Source organism: Sinomonas sp. (genome assembly GCF_051955515.1).
Taxonomy (GTDB): domain Bacteria; phylum Actinomycetota; class Actinomycetes; order Actinomycetales; family Micrococcaceae; genus Sinomonas.
Genome location: NZ_JBQCGQ010000187.1, coordinates 15230 through 28100 on the forward strand (window position 1 = coordinate 15230; position 12871 = coordinate 28100).

Genomic DNA, 12871 nt, shown 5'->3' on the forward strand with positions numbered 1-12871 from the left:
TCTTTCAGAAGGAGCAAAGTCGAATGAGCCAGTCAACGAACTCCCAGCCCGTGCTCGGAGAACACATGGAAGCCGAGCTGGCTTCTCAACCAGAGGTCTGGCGCCGTGCCATCCGGCAGGCCGAGGAGGAAGCCGCGCAGCTGTTGCCGTCGCCGGGGAAGAGGATTGCCGTGATCGGGTGCGGGACCTCGTGGTTCATGGCGCAGTCCTACGCCGTGCTGCGAGAGAGTGCGGGCAAGGGTGTCACCGACGCCTTCGCGGCCTCCGAAGGGTTCGTTGACCGGAGCTACGACGCAGTGGTCGCCATTACCCGATCCGGCACCACCACAGAGGTGCTCGAGGTGCTCGAGCGACTTCGAGGAAAGGTGCGGACCACGGTCGTTGTGGGGGACACAGCCTCCCCGGCCTCCGGGCTCGCCGACGCCGTCGTGGAGCTCCCTTACGCCGATGAGCAGTCGGTGGTGCAGACGCGGTTCGCCACGACTGCGCTTGTCTACTTGGGCACCGGCGTCGGTTTCGATGGCAGCCGTGCCCTCGAGGATGCGGGGGCTGGGATTGACGACGACGTCCCGCAAGCCCTTATCGACGCCGAACAGTTCACTTTCCTCGGCCGAGGCTGGACCGTGGGCCTGGCCCACGAGGCGGCGCTGAAAATGCGGGAAGCCTCCCAGTCTTGGACCGAGTCCTACCCCGCTATGGAGTACCGGCACGGCCCCATCTCCATCGCCGGGCCGAACCGGGTCACGTGGCTGTTCGGCGAACAACCCGAAGGGCTGGAGGCCGAGGTCACTCGAACCGGCGCGCTCTACCTCCACCGCGCAACCCATCCCTTGGCAGAACTGGTTCGCGCGCAGAAGGTGGCCTTGGAGCGCGCACGGGCCCGGGGGCTGGACCCCGACCAACCTCGCAACCTCAGCCGTTCCGTCATCCTGGATTCCTAACGATGAGTCACCAAGCCGTGACCCCGAGCGCCGGCCCGGTGCTCGCGTTCGACATTGGCGGAACGGACATCAAATCCGGCGTCGTCGTTGCCGGCCACGACATCGTGGGGCTCAAGAGGAGCCCCACTCCCCGCACGCAGGCCAATCCGGGCGAAGCCGTTCTGGAGGCAATCGCCGCATTGGTCGCGGCGTATCGAACCGAGAACTTGGATTTCGGTGCCATTGGCTTCGTGGTCCCCGGGCTGGTGGACGAGAAGCGCGGGATTGGAATTCACTCCACGAATCTCGGCTGGCGGGACTTCCCTTTCTTGGAACGAGCCCGATCCCTCCTCAACGTTCCAGTGGCATTCGGCCATGACGTCGCCGCCGCAGGCGAGGTCGAGTTCCTCTACGGGGCCGCGCGGGAGAGCACGGATGCGATCGTCATGGTGAACGGAACAGGCATTGCTGCTGCGGTGTTCTGCGACGGCAGGCGGATCAGCGGCGGAGGATACGCGGGCGAGTACGGCCACGCGCTGGTGCCGGACCCGGACGATCCCACTCGCAGCGTCATCCTAGAATCCATCGGCTCCGCCGGAGCCATTGCCACCCGATACAGCAGGGCTTCGGGCCAGGCCGTCCAGGGTTCGCGCGAAGTGCTAGAGCTCGCGCGCTCTGGCAACAAGGACGCGCAGCGCGTGTGGGATCAGGCCATCGAGGCCCTCGCATTCAGCATCGCCCAGTCGGTGTGCATGCTCGGAACTGAGACAGTGGTCATCGGAGGCGGCCTGGCCCAAGCCGGCGAAGCCCTGTTCGCCCCGCTTCACGTAGCGGTCGATCGACAGCTCGCCCTGCCCCGGCGCCCGCGCCTCGTTCCCGCCGTCATGGGTGAAAACGCGGGCCTACTGGGGGCGGCCCTGAAGGCCCGTCAGCAGCTGGCGCCATCGGTGGAAGGCGCCCGGCCATGAGGACCAGCTCCGAAGCAGGGACCGGCGGAATCGTGACCCTGACCCCGAATCCCGCTCTCGACATCACCCTTCACGTGGATGGCATCCGATGGGGCGAAACCCACCGCGTCCCCACGGCCACGAGCCGGGCCGGGGGGAAAGGGCTCAATGTGGCACGCGTTGCTCATCAGCAGGGCTACACAGTGCTCGCCGTCGCGCCCGTCGGCGGCGCCAACGGGCGCCAGTTCACGGTCGACTTGGAGGCTTCGGGGGTGCCACACCGGCTGCTCGAAGTGGCGGTAGAAACCCGGCGGACGTTCGCGCTCGTGGATACCCGGACGGACCAGACGAGCATCTTCAACGAATTCGGTTCGCCCCTGAGCGGACCTGAATGGGACGCGCTCATCGGCGAAGTGGAGAAAAGCCTGGACGACGGCGCGGGGGCACTCGTGGTCTCGGGGAGCCTCCCCGGAGAAGCGCCGCCGCTGTTCTACGCCCCCCTGATCGAACTGGCGCACGCCCGGGGCATTCCCGCCGTGATCGATACCTCCGGCTCCGGGCTCCTCGAAGCGGCGAAAGCAGGCGCGGATCTGCTGAAGCCCAATCGGGAGGAGCTTCAGGACGCCACGGGGATTTCAGATCCGGCCGCGGCCTCGCGAGAACTCCTCCGGCTCGGGGCTCGCCGGGTCCTCACGAGTGAGGGTGGCGAAGGCATGCTCGCCTTCGACGCCGGCCTCCCGACCACCTTCTGGAAGGCGAGGCTCCCGGCTCCCCTCCGAGGAAACCCCACGGGAGCCGGAGATGCCGCGGTGGCGGCGGCCGCCGTCGATCTCGCAACAGGATCAGCGAGCCTCACCTCGATCCTCCGCGCCGCCTCGTCGTGGTCCGCGGCGGCCGTGCTCATGCCTGTCGCCGGGGAGATCTCACCACACTACGAGCAGCTCGCACGCCAGCTCATCGTCACAGAGGAGGTCCTCGCATGACTCTCACCCCCACCCGTGAGCTGATGCAGGCCGCTGCCGAGAGGCGAATCGGGGTGGGCGCCTTCAACGTGATCCACCTCGAAACGGCTGAGGCCCTCGTAGCGGGCGCAGAACGAGCGGGACTGCCGGTCGTCCTGCAGATTTCGGAGAATTGCGTGAAATACCACGGAGGGCTCGAGCCCCTTGCGCTCGCTACCATGGCCGTCGCGCGCAAGGCTCGAGTTCCCGTGGCCGTGCACCTCGATCATGCGAAAGATGAAGAACTCGCCCGGCAGGCCGTGGACCTCGGCTTTGGGTCTGTGATGTTCGACGGCGCGCACCTCGACTATTCCGAGAACACGGCGGTGACCTCCCGGATTGCCCGCTACGCGCATGTCCGGGGAGTCTATGTCGAGGCCGAATTGGGCAAGGTCGGCGGCAAGGACGGAGCCCACACACCGGGCGTGCGGACGGATCCGGGCGAGGCGACCAGCTTCGTGGAGGAAACCGGCGTGGATGCCTTGGCTGTCGCCGTCGGGTCTTCCCACGCCATGACGGACCGCACCGCAACCCTTGACCTCGCGCTCATCCGCCAACTGCACGAGGCGTTGGCGGTTCCGCTCGTCCTTCACGGATCGTCGGGCGTGCCCGACGATGAAATTCTTGGCGCAATCCGCGCCGGAATGACGAAAATCAACATATCGACGCACCTGAACGGTATCTTCACGCGAGCAATCCGCGGATATCTGGACGAGAATCCGAAGGTGGTCGATTCCCGGAAATACGTTGGCGTTGCCCGAAACGCCCTCATTCCCGAAACTGGCCGACTGCTGACACTTTTCAATTCATTGGACTAGGAGCTGAGCGAACGTGGAGATCGTGATCCTGCCCGACCCGGATGCTGTGGCCCGCACGGCGGCGGACATCATTCAGGCGAGCCTCGAGAACGGCCATGCTGTCCTCGGCCTCGCCACCGGCTCGACTCCGCTCGGGACCTACGCTGAGCTCATCCGCCGCCACCGCGACGAAGGCCTCTCCTTCGCCGACGCTGAGGCCTTCACCCTCGACGAGTACCTGGGCCTCCCCGCGGAACACCCCGAGTCCTACCGCTCGGTGATCCGACGCGAGTTCACCGACAGCGTCGACTTCCCCGATGGCGCGATCCACAGCCTCGATGGCGAGGCACCCGAGCCCGAGGCCGAGGCGGCGCGCTACGAGGCTGCCATCTCGGCGGCCGGGGGCATCGACGTCCAGATCCTGGGCATCGGTACCGACGGGCACGTCGGCTTCAACGAACCCATGTCCTCACTCGCCTCACGCACGCGCATCAAGACCCTCACGGAGCAGACCCGGCGCGACAACGCCCGCTTCTTCCCGAGTCCTGAGGACGTTCCGCACCACGTGCTCACGCAAGGATTGGCCACGATCCGCGAAGCGCGCCACCTTCTCCTGATTGGCCTCGGCGAGGCCAAAGCGCCAGCGATCGCGGCCGCCGTCGAGGGCCCTCTCGCTGCCGGATGCCCAGCCTCGGCCCTCCAGTTGCACCCCCACACGACCGTCCTCGTCGACGAAGGCGCTGCCTCCCGCCTCGAGCATCGGGGGTACTACCAGTACACCCTCCAGAAAAAGCCGACCTGGCAGAGCTTTTAGACACGACGGCGGCAGATAGAGCTTCTTCCTGCCCTCACGCCAACGCATGCCGGAAGATGCGCGGATAACTGCTTCGATGACACCCTGGACGGAGCCGGGTGAGGCGAAGAAACTGCCACTGACCTGGGAAAACGAAGAACCCCCGCTGTTGCGAGGGTCCTTCATGATGTGGCTCCGACCGGCGTCGATCCGGTGACCTTTCGAGTAAGAGTACGGCTCGGTCAAAAGTTCCGGTCGTAATTCCCAATAGCGGCGCGTGTGATCAAGGGCCTCAGCGGCTGACCCTCCGGGCATTCCCCATTCGGGATGCCGATCCTGATCGAAGACGATGATTACATCAACATCGGCGCTCTTGAAAAGATCCCGACGGCGACGCGCTTCCCGGACAAATGCCATATCGCGGGATCGTCGCGGCCTCAGTCTGGGCATCGAGCGCCAGGAGGAGGCATGCCGCGCCTTGGCTGCTCAGCTCGGCTGGGAAATCTTCCCGGTACTCAGCGAGAACGACCTCTCGACGGATTTGTTGTGCAGGAAGGTGATCGTGTGGAGCTACTGGTTAAAGCTGAAGTCTCGCCCGGGACTAGCCCCATGTTGTCTGCCGTCTCGAGGTAGGACGGGATCACGGTCTTCATCGCGGTACTGATGTTCTGACGAAAGACAGGACAGTAGGTCTTCGGGAACTGATAGGCGATCGAGAGCAGGAGGTGCGCTCCGAGGTCTGTCTAGCCCGTGCCCACCGTCCCGAGGAGGCCGAGTGTGTCGATCTTCACGCCATTGACGGCAGCTGCGGCCTCAGCTTTGCTTCGGTTTGAGTTGGAGCATTCATTCAGGACTTCCCGAAGTACGGCAAGGCGCAGGTGCGGGTCGGCGAGATCGACGGCAAGGCCCAAGGCTGGACGAAGCACTGCGGCCCGGTCGAGTGGCTCGATTCGTCGGGCAACTACCACATCGGCTGGGCACACTCCTCGAGCATCAAGCGAGTCGGGACCGAGGAATGGAAGGGCAGCTCGAAACTCTGAGACGCCAAAAGCCCGCGGCCTCGAGTGACCGCAGGCTTCTAGCGACTGGGCGGATTCAGCCGACCTTCTGCCAGATCTGGCAGCCATCGGTGCGGAAGACCTGTCCATCGGTCAGCGTCGCCGTCGCGGCTCCCTGGGAGATGTTGTTGTCGATGATCGAGGCGTTGGCGTCAGTACCCGTTCGCCATTCATAGAAGCATCCAGCTCCGTTGCTGCCGACCGGTCCGGCCGTGTGGTAGACGCCAGCCTTGGCGTCCTTACCGACGACGTACTCCCCCGCGGTGAGCTGGTTCTGGACGATAACCGCCTGGGCTGACTGCACGGCTTGCTCGCGCTGCGCCACGGCTGACTCCCGAGCCTGCACCGACGCTTGCGCAGCCGCAACAGCGGCGCTCTGCGATGCGGCGGCATCCACCTGTGACTGGAGGCCGCTCTTCTGCGACTGAAGAGCGCTGATACTCGCGCTATCCGAGGCGATGGCGGCACTCTGGCTCGAGTTCGCGCCCTTGAGCGCAACGTACGGTGTCGTCGTCGTGGGATCAGGCTGCACGGCAGCCGTGATCGCTGCGCCGATCAGGCCACCAACGACGAGCGCGCCCAAGACTGAGGCGCGCACACTCATCGGAATCCGGCTGAACCTGCCCGGCGTCCTGACCTTCTTTACTGCCGAGGTTGGAGGATGAGGGGCCATGGGAGGCGGGACAGCTTCCTGCTGGGCTCCAGACTTTGGATCGACGACCTCCGGCTGCTCAACAACCGGCTCGCTCGGCTGCGCCTCTTCCTTGGCCGCGTCTTTCGCCGGCTCGGCGTTGAGCTCCGTCATTTCTGTCCCCTATCCATGAACCGATCCGTCAGCGATCATGGCGCTCCATTTGGAGACACTTCAGGTCGCATGTACGGGTAGGAGCATCGTGCCAATTCGACATGTCAAAGGCAAGTATTGAGCAGATGACGTCATGCGGATTGAGAAGGGTGTCGACGCTGATCCAGTGAGCGGGTGCCGCTTGATCCAAAGGGTCGCTTGGCGTCGACGCCCATGAACACGTAGTCGCCACGTTGGGATAGATCTTGAACTCCATAGGGGCCAAAAGCGCGCGGTGCTCATCGCTGACTGCGAGTGACTTGATCGTGTGACTGCGGCGTTCCTGCTCGAGCCGGGACCTTGGGAGGCGGCCATGCCGGGGCATCACCGACACCGACTTCGGCGTCTACCGCCTCGCTCACCGCGTCCGGGACCATCTATCGGCTCGATCTCTGCCCGAGGGCAGCAACCTCACCCCGCCTCCCGGTCGAGGACTCCTCCGAACGAGAACTACGACCAGGCCGTCGTGCGCAAGGACGGCGAATCGCTCCCCCTGCTCGGTATCGTCCGCGCCGTCGGCACCTCCGGCTGCGTTCTGGGTCGACGTCCGCCACGGCGGCGCAGTCACCTTCCGCATCACAACACCCGTCCCGGCGATCAAACGGGAGCGTGCCGTCCGGCGAGCAAAGCGGTCCACCTCCAGCGACCTGTTCCGAAAAAAGATTTAAAACTAAATGCTATTGCCAGACCTCGATCACCCTCCTTACAGTGGAGGACATCGCCGCGGTGGTGAGCACGATCACACCCGGCGTCCCCGCTGAAACCACACCCTTGGAGGTTGTGATCGTGAATTCCTCGTCCCTGAACGGCCGGGTGGCCCTTGTGACAGGCGCCGGGCATGGCATTGGCCGTGCCAGCGCGCTCGCGCTCTCTGAAGCGGGCGCGCTCGTGGTGGCCTCCGACATCGATTTCGGTCGGGCCGCCGAAACCGAGAAGCTCATCAAGGACGCAGGCTACGAAGGCGTGGCCGCCCTTGCCGATGTCACCGATCCGGATTCGATGCTCGCGGTCGTGGACGACATCGTCCGCACGCACGGCCGCCTCGACGTGCTCCACGCCAACGCCGGCGTGCTCATGGCTGGAACCGCGCTCACTCAGGAACTCGAAGAGTGGGACAAGACGTATGCCGTCAACGTCCGCGGCACGTTCCTCACGGTCCGCGCTGCACTCCCGCAGATGATCAAGCAGAAGTCCGGGGCCATCGTCATCACCGCATCTGTCTCGGGCCTCATCGGAGAACCCGATCTCGTCGCCTACAACTCATCCAAGGGCGCACTCGTGAACCTCACGCGGCAGCTCGCCGTCGAATACGCGAAGCATGGAATCCGCGTCAATGGCGTCTGCCCGGGGTGGATCGAAACCGGATTCAACGACCCAGTCCTCGGCCACCTGAGCGGCGAGGAACTGGACCAGTTCGTGGACCGGCAGGTTCCGCTCGGCCGCCAGGGAACGCCCGAAGACATCGCCCCCGCGGTGGTCTTCCTCGCCTCGGACGGAGCCCGCTACATCACCGGGCAGCTCCTTCCCATCGACGGCGGCCTCACAACGATGTGACTGCCCTCCCCCATCGACCCTGCCCAAGACACTCTAGGACGGCCTTCCATGTCTGCCTCCCCCACCACTGAGCGCTCGGACGAGGAGATCCTCGCCGACCTGGGCTACAAGCCCGAGCTCAAGCGATCCTGGTCCGGCTTCTCCAACTTCGCCATCTCTTTCTCCGTCATCTCAATCCTGAGCGGCCCCTTCATCAGCTTCTTCATCGGCTGGAACAACGGCGGCCCGATGGCCATGAGCTGGGGCTGGCCGATCGTATGCGCCCTGATCCTCATCGTCGGCCTCTGCATGGGCGAGCTCGTCTCGGCTATGCCGACCTCAGGCGGGATGTACTACTGGGCGGCCAAGCTCGGCAGCCTGCGCTCGAGTTACTTCACCGGCTGGCTGGACTTCCTCGGCCTGCTCGCCATCGTCGCGGCAGTGGCCTACGGCTGCGCGACCTTCATCGACCTGACCATCTCCTCCTTCAGCCAAGACTGGGCCAACGGTTACTCGCTGACCCGGGTGTTCGTGATCTTCGTCGTCCTCCTGCTCGTCGTGACCATCATGACGATCTTCTCCAGTCACCTGCTGGCCATCTTCAACAACATCTCCGTCTGGTGGCACGTCATCGGAACGGCCGCGATCATCGCGATCATCGCCTTCCTGCCCGCCCAGCACGCGAGCTTCGCAGACGTCTTCGCCCAGCGAATCAACAATTCCGGGTTCTTCGGGGGCGCCACGTCGGGGCTCGGGTTCATGTTCCTCGTCCTGCCGCAGGCGGCGATCCTGCCCCAGTTCACCGTCACGGGCTATGACGCCTCCTGCCACATGTCGGAGGAGACAAAGGGCGCCTCCGACTCCGCCGCCAAGGGCATCTGGCAGGCCATCCTCTACTCGGCCATCGGCGGCTGGATCCTCATGCTCGCCCTCCTCTTCGCCATCCACGACCCCGGTGCTGTCAGCACCGCGGGCGGCAACGTGATGGCGGTGCTCACCCAAGCCCTCGACGGGCCGTGGGTCAGCGCCGTGCTGGTGATCTCCACTCTCGGGCAGTGCTTCTGCGCGATGGCCTGCATGACCTCCGCCACCCGCATGCTGTTCGCCTTCAGCCGCGACGGCGCCGTCCCCGGCGCCCGCTTCTGGACCCGCATCAACAAGCGCGGCGTCCCGATCTACAGCGTCGCCCTCGTCGCCGCCCTCGCGATCATCCTGACCCTCCCCGCCCTCGTCGAGGTCGACATCAACGGCGCCCCCGTCCCGGTGGCCTTCAACGCCGTCGTCTCCATCGGCGTCGTCGGCCTCTACCTGGCCTTCGCCATCCCGATCTTCCAGCGCTACCGAAAGGGCGAAGGCTTCGCCAGGGGCTCCTGGAACCTCGGCAGCCACTACAAGTGGCTCAACCTCGTCGCCGTCATCGAGATCGGGATCACGACCGTCATCGCCATGCTCCCCAGCTCCCCCGGCGGAGTCCCGTGGAACCCCGAGTTCGAGTGGAAGTACGTGAACTACACACCGCTCGTGGTCGGCGGCACCCTGCTGGCCCTCTGGCTGGCCTGGCAGCTCCGGGTCAAGCACACCTACACCGGCCCCCGCTCGACCGTCGACCTCCCCGCAGGGCTCACCACGGCCGACGAGCTCGAGAGCGAGCACGAGCAGCACCACCCACACGGTGCGATCCACGAAAATGACCGGCAGGATCGGATGGCTGGGGTCGACGCCACAGACTGAACCCGGGAGCGCGAGTTCCGCGCAATCGACCTGTCATCCCCGGCCGCCCCTGCCGGGCGGCCGGGGTGAGGCATGAGGGCATCCAAGACCTACGATTGGCGGCCTATTTCATGGACCTGTACGAGCTCAACGTGGCCATCGCGGCCGGCGCTCGACGTGCCGCCCGCCTCGCAAGCCGCGACCGGGCAGGACACTGGCGTGGACAGCAGCGTGCGCGCCGTCGCCCTCGCCGAAATCTGCCGCGTCGCGGATGCCCATTAGCGGGCCAGCGCCAGCCCCCACTCCATCGGCCGTGCCACACCAAGGCCCGCTCATGGCGCGATGACTCGCCCGAAGGCGCTTCTGCCGAGGATCTGACCCAGGCCGAGCTGCGCGCACGCTACGGGATCGACGCCGACGAGGCCGCTGGCCCACCGCAGCTCGTCCAAGACCAGTACGAGCGGTACGAGCTCGGACGGCTGAGGGCGAGCGCCTGCGGTCGGTCAGTCGGTGACGACGATCCTCCACGGCGGTGACGCGAGCTCCGCGGCGGGTACCGGAATCGAGAGCCGGCTGGTCTGGGGGCCCTCGAACCGGGTGCCGGGAGCGTAGCGGGCGCTGTTGGAGGCGACCACCTTTCCGGTCTCGGTGACGAGTGCGACGTGCTCGAGCTGGCGGCCGAGATAGCGGAGGAACTCGCGCTCGAGGGAATCCATCGAAAGGTCCGCGCCCGCGATCCCCAGGGGCTTCGTCGGCTCCCCCACCGGTCGCCCCGCAGTGACGACCTTCATGTCGAAGGCCCCTCCGAAGTCGATGTACGGGCCGGTGAGCTCGGGACTGCCGGAAGTGAAGGGCCTTTCGAACCAGGTCATCTCTGTGTAGTCGTAGTAGTTGACCGAGGCCGGGTTGAGATTGTGGGGAATGAATGCAACCCGGCCGTCGATGAGGCTCCACCACTGGTGCCAGACCTCGGCGTCGGCGAGCACCCCGGGAGCGACCGAGACCCCCGCGCTGTCCACGACGCCTTCCTGCTCGCTGATGAGGTCCTCGACGGCGGGCCTCAGGGACTCGAGGGAGGACCGGGAGGCACGGGATCCTGAGGAGGTTCCGCTCAGGATCCCCGCGGCGGCTTCGGACAGTGTCGTGAGCTGGGCGAAGATGGCGTCGAGGCGCCGAGCCAGCGCGTCCGCGGTGGTCTGCAGGGAGTCCTCGAGGGATGTCATCGTGAGTCCTCCAGCTGGGAGGTCAGGAGGCCAAGGTGCTGGTCGATGACGAGGGCGCCTTCCCGTTCGAAGTGCGCGACGGCGAGGTCTTCGGCGGCGCGTGCGTCCCCCTGCCCGATGAGGTCGATGAGCGCTTCGTGCTCCTTCACGGCCGTCGACTGCCGGTCCATCCACGCCTCGCCCCATGTGAGAGGAGAGAGCTCGGCATGGATCTGGATCAGGAGGGTCGTGAGCCGGCGGGACTGCGCGGCGACCCCGAGACCGATATGCAGCCGTGCGTCGGCCTGACGGAGCATCTGGGGCTCGGAAGCCGAAGCGAATCGCCCGGCCAGGCTCCTGAGCCGGCGATGGTCCTGCTCATCGGAGCGCAGCGAAGCCAGGCGGGCGGCTGATCCTGCTGCACTGGCGGCAAGATCGATGAGGTCGCGCAGCCCGTCGCTTGTTCGGCTGAGAAGCTCGCGCTCGATCTCTGCCTCGCGCACCGGAAGGAAGCCGGTGACGTAGCTCCCCCCTCCGCGCCCGCGGCGAGTCTCGAGCAGGCCCTTGCTCCTGAGCACGGCAAGAGACTGCCGAAGCGTGAGCGGAGAGACGCCCAGGTGGTCGGCCATGACGGACTCGGGGGGGAGCCGCTCCCCGGGCGCCAGCAGCCCCAGGCCGATGGCGCTCTCCAACTGGTGCGTCACCTGATCGGCGCGGCCGGAGGATTCCGGGCCGTGCGGGCGTACCTGGGCGGCCATGTCCAGGGCGCGGAGGGACACCGAGCCGCCCAGATCCCTCGCTGCCTTCTCCAAGCCCCTACCGCTTCACCCGACGACCAAACCCTTCGAAGTATAGATTTTAATGTTCATGGTCAGGTGCAAGCAGGGCCGGGATGTGCCAGCTCTCGTCCAGGATCAGGACTCGGGCGTGCCCAGGATTGCGCCGTGTAGCTCTTCGGCCCGGCAGATGGCGGCCCGCATTGCGCACTCCGCATGCTCGGCAAGCCCGGCCCGCCCGAGGACGGCGACCGCCCGTTCCGTGGCGCTGCCCGGACTTGCAATCTCTCTGAGCAGGGCCGACGGGACGCGTCCCGAGGCCTCGAGCAGGGAGAGCGTCCCGTGGAACGTCTCGAACACGAGCTGGGATGCCGTTGCGTCGTCGAAGTCCAAGGCTCGGGCGGCGGCCGCGAACTCCTCGATGAGGAAGCAGACGTAGGCCGGCCGGCCATCTCCTGCAGGAGCCGCATTGTCCGGGCTGGCCTCACGGCCGGCACGATCACCTCAGCCCAGCGCGCGAGCCGCTGGTTCGCCTGCGGGTCTTCCTCGAGGCTGACCACTCTGACGTGGGGGCCGAGATTCGACTGACGACGCGTGGTCGCCGCCAACTGTATCCCGTTACCGCGGCACGAATCGGCGAATCCGGCGAGAAGGGCGCGCCCCAGTTGGCCAGCCCCGAGGACAGCCACCCGCAGAGGTTCACCGGATCCGAACCCTTGGCCATTTTCGACGGCGTGCGCCTGCACCCGGGCCTCAGCCATCGAGCGGGCGGGAGAGCCTATCCGCAGTAAAGCGGTATCTATCAACGCGGTCGAGCTCCTTGAGCTCGGTCCATGCTTCATACCCGGGTGCTGTCTCGTACGAGGCTCTGGGCTGGGCACCGTCGGATCCGAGCCAGAGCACGGATGAGTCCGTCATGGCCTCATCGACGACGCCAACCCGGACGGTTCGCGTGTTCTTCCGGATTTCGACGCTGGCTCCTATGAGGGAAGGCCAATCGGCAGATCTCATCAGGGGCATCGGCCGGTCCTGTCCATTCCTCTCCGAGAGTCGGGCTTCTCTGGGTCAGCCGACAGGCTGCTGCTGCTTGAGGGCGGAGAGGGCGTGCTCGAGCCGTGCGACGTCTTCGGCATTGAGGTCGGCGGTGGGCCGCCGGGGCGAGCCTGCGGGGAGGCCCTGGAGGCCGAGGCCGGCCTTGACGGAGGCAATGAACGGCACGGAGAGCAGGGCGTCGATGACCGGGTAGACCCGGTTCCACAGCTCGCGGGCGCCGGTGAGGTCGCCGTCTCC

General features: G+C 66.1%; 16 protein-coding genes and 1 pseudogene. 10 read left to right on the forward strand and 7 right to left on the reverse strand.

Annotated features, from left to right (window positions below; genetic code table 11):
- Positions 1–23 precede the first annotated feature (23 nt).
- The 6 genes from ACTHL9_RS10735 (at position 24) to ACTHL9_RS10760 (ending at position 5498) form a co-directional block, all read left to right on the forward strand.
- On the forward strand, positions 24–941 hold the full coding sequence (locus ACTHL9_RS10735; protein WP_440518992.1) for an SIS domain-containing protein: 918 nt from the start codon (positions 24–26) through the stop codon (positions 939–941).
- A 2-nt stretch (positions 942–943) separates the two neighbouring features.
- A complete protein-coding gene (locus ACTHL9_RS10740; RefSeq protein WP_440518993.1) occupies positions 944–1888 on the forward strand; it encodes an ROK family protein in 945 nt (314 codons plus the stop codon).
- Complete coding sequence (locus tag ACTHL9_RS10745) at positions 1885–2850, forward strand: 1-phosphofructokinase family hexose kinase (RefSeq protein ID WP_440518994.1); 966 nt, start codon at positions 1885–1887, stop codon at positions 2848–2850. Before ACTHL9_RS10740 ends, ACTHL9_RS10745 begins: the two co-directional genes overlap by 4 nt.
- Positions 2847–3686: a class II fructose-bisphosphate aldolase gene (locus ACTHL9_RS10750; RefSeq protein WP_440518995.1), complete on the forward strand. Its 840-nt coding sequence runs from the start codon at positions 2847–2849 to the stop codon at positions 3684–3686. Before ACTHL9_RS10745 ends, ACTHL9_RS10750 begins: the two co-directional genes overlap by 4 nt.
- A 13-nt stretch (positions 3687–3699) precedes the next feature.
- The gene (gene nagB / locus ACTHL9_RS10755; RefSeq protein ID WP_440518996.1) at positions 3700–4479 is read left to right on the forward strand and encodes a glucosamine-6-phosphate deaminase; all 780 of its coding nucleotides are present in this window, start codon (positions 3700–3702) and stop codon (positions 4477–4479) included.
- 857 nt (positions 4480–5336) lie between these two features.
- Positions 5337–5498 carry a hypothetical protein gene (locus ACTHL9_RS10760; RefSeq protein ID WP_440518997.1) on the forward strand — a complete coding sequence of 54 codons (162 nt, stop codon included), beginning with the start codon at positions 5337–5339 and terminating at the stop codon, positions 5496–5498.
- Between the two features lie 55 nt (positions 5499–5553).
- On the opposite strand, the gene ACTHL9_RS10765 is transcribed toward ACTHL9_RS10760, so the two are convergent.
- Complete coding sequence (locus ACTHL9_RS10765) at positions 5554–6321, reverse strand: hypothetical protein (RefSeq protein ID WP_440518998.1); 768 nt, start codon at positions 6319–6321, stop codon at positions 5554–5556.
- Between the two features lie 747 nt (positions 6322–7068).
- Here ACTHL9_RS10765 and ACTHL9_RS10770 point away from each other — a divergent pair.
- The 3 genes from ACTHL9_RS10770 to ACTHL9_RS10780 all read left to right on the forward strand — a co-directional run bounded on the left by ACTHL9_RS10770 (position 7069) and on the right by ACTHL9_RS10780 (position 10139).
- Positions 7069–7914: an SDR family NAD(P)-dependent oxidoreductase gene (locus ACTHL9_RS10770; protein ID WP_440518999.1), complete on the forward strand. Its 846-nt coding sequence runs from the start codon at positions 7069–7071 to the stop codon at positions 7912–7914.
- Positions 7915–7962: 48 nt separating this feature from the next.
- The gene (locus tag ACTHL9_RS10775) at positions 7963–9624 is read left to right on the forward strand and encodes an amino acid permease (RefSeq protein WP_440519001.1); all 1662 of its coding nucleotides are present in this window, start codon (positions 7963–7965) and stop codon (positions 9622–9624) included.
- A 110-nt stretch (positions 9625–9734) separates the two neighbouring features.
- Positions 9735–10139 (forward strand): hypothetical protein, encoded by a 405-nt coding sequence (locus tag ACTHL9_RS10780; RefSeq protein ID WP_440519003.1) that lies wholly within the window; start codon positions 9735–9737, stop codon positions 10137–10139.
- Here ACTHL9_RS10780 and ACTHL9_RS10785 read toward each other — a convergent pair.
- From ACTHL9_RS10785 to ACTHL9_RS10795, 3 genes are all read right to left on the reverse strand, one after another.
- The gene (locus ACTHL9_RS10785; RefSeq protein WP_440519005.1) at positions 10107–10826 is read right to left on the reverse strand and encodes a cache domain-containing protein; all 720 of its coding nucleotides are present in this window, start codon (positions 10824–10826) and stop codon (positions 10107–10109) included. The genes ACTHL9_RS10780 and ACTHL9_RS10785 overlap by 33 nt on opposite strands.
- Positions 10823–11617, reverse strand: coding sequence for a FadR/GntR family transcriptional regulator (locus tag ACTHL9_RS10790; RefSeq protein ID WP_440519007.1), 795 nt, complete (start codon positions 11615–11617; stop codon positions 10823–10825). The genes ACTHL9_RS10785 and ACTHL9_RS10790 overlap by 4 nt, the downstream gene beginning before the upstream one ends.
- A gap of 102 nt (positions 11618–11719) precedes the next feature.
- Positions 11720–11974: a pyrroline-5-carboxylate reductase family protein gene (locus tag ACTHL9_RS10795; protein WP_440519009.1), complete on the reverse strand. Its 255-nt coding sequence runs from the start codon at positions 11972–11974 to the stop codon at positions 11720–11722.
- Between ACTHL9_RS10795 and ACTHL9_RS10800 the strand changes: the two genes are divergently transcribed.
- Positions 11924–12169 (forward strand): hypothetical protein, encoded by a 246-nt coding sequence (locus ACTHL9_RS10800; RefSeq protein ID WP_440519013.1) that lies wholly within the window; start codon positions 11924–11926, stop codon positions 12167–12169. The two genes, ACTHL9_RS10795 and ACTHL9_RS10800, sit on opposite strands and share 51 nt — an antisense overlap.
- On the opposite strand, the pseudogene ACTHL9_RS10805 reads toward ACTHL9_RS10800, so the two are convergent.
- The 3 genes and pseudogenes from ACTHL9_RS10805 to ACTHL9_RS10815 form a co-directional block, all read right to left on the reverse strand.
- Positions 12091–12423: pseudogene (locus ACTHL9_RS10805) on the reverse strand (hypothetical protein); the annotation flags it as partial. The gene ACTHL9_RS10800 and the pseudogene ACTHL9_RS10805 overlap by 79 nt on opposite strands.
- Positions 12335–12601, reverse strand: a complete 267-nt coding sequence (locus tag ACTHL9_RS10810; RefSeq protein WP_440519010.1) for a hypothetical protein — start codon at positions 12599–12601, stop codon at positions 12335–12337. The gene ACTHL9_RS10810 and the pseudogene ACTHL9_RS10805, both read right to left, overlap by 89 nt.
- Positions 12602–12646: 45 nt before the next feature.
- On the reverse strand, positions 12647–12871 hold a 225-nt coding region (locus tag ACTHL9_RS10815; RefSeq protein ID WP_440519011.1), incomplete at its 5' end, for a dihydrodipicolinate synthase family protein.

Excerpts from the sequence above, each read along its gene's own strand:
- ACTHL9_RS10765 (WP_440518998.1), bottom strand. The coding sequence starts at position 6,321 with ATGACGGAGCTCAACGCCGAGCCGGCGAAAGACGCGGCCAAGGAAGAG.
- ACTHL9_RS10775 (WP_440519001.1), top strand. The coding sequence starts at position 7,963 with ATGTCTGCCTCCCCCACCACTGAGCGCTCGGACGAGGAGATCCTCGCC.
- ACTHL9_RS10740 (WP_440518993.1), top strand. The coding sequence starts at position 944 with ATGAGTCACCAAGCCGTGACCCCGAGCGCCGGCCCGGTGCTCGCGTTC.
- ACTHL9_RS10780 (WP_440519003.1), top strand. The coding sequence starts at position 9,735 with ATGGACCTGTACGAGCTCAACGTGGCCATCGCGGCCGGCGCTCGACGT.
- ACTHL9_RS10785 (WP_440519005.1), bottom strand. The coding sequence starts at position 10,826 with ATGACATCCCTCGAGGACTCCCTGCAGACCACCGCGGACGCGCTGGCT.
- ACTHL9_RS10810 (WP_440519010.1), bottom strand. The coding sequence starts at position 12,601 with ATGCCCCTGATGAGATCTGCCGATTGGCCTTCCCTCATAGGAGCCAGC.
- ACTHL9_RS10745 (WP_440518994.1), top strand. The coding sequence starts at position 1,885 with ATGAGGACCAGCTCCGAAGCAGGGACCGGCGGAATCGTGACCCTGACC.
- ACTHL9_RS10735 (WP_440518992.1), top strand. The coding sequence starts at position 24 with ATGAGCCAGTCAACGAACTCCCAGCCCGTGCTCGGAGAACACATGGAA.
- ACTHL9_RS10750 (WP_440518995.1), top strand. The coding sequence starts at position 2,847 with ATGACTCTCACCCCCACCCGTGAGCTGATGCAGGCCGCTGCCGAGAGG.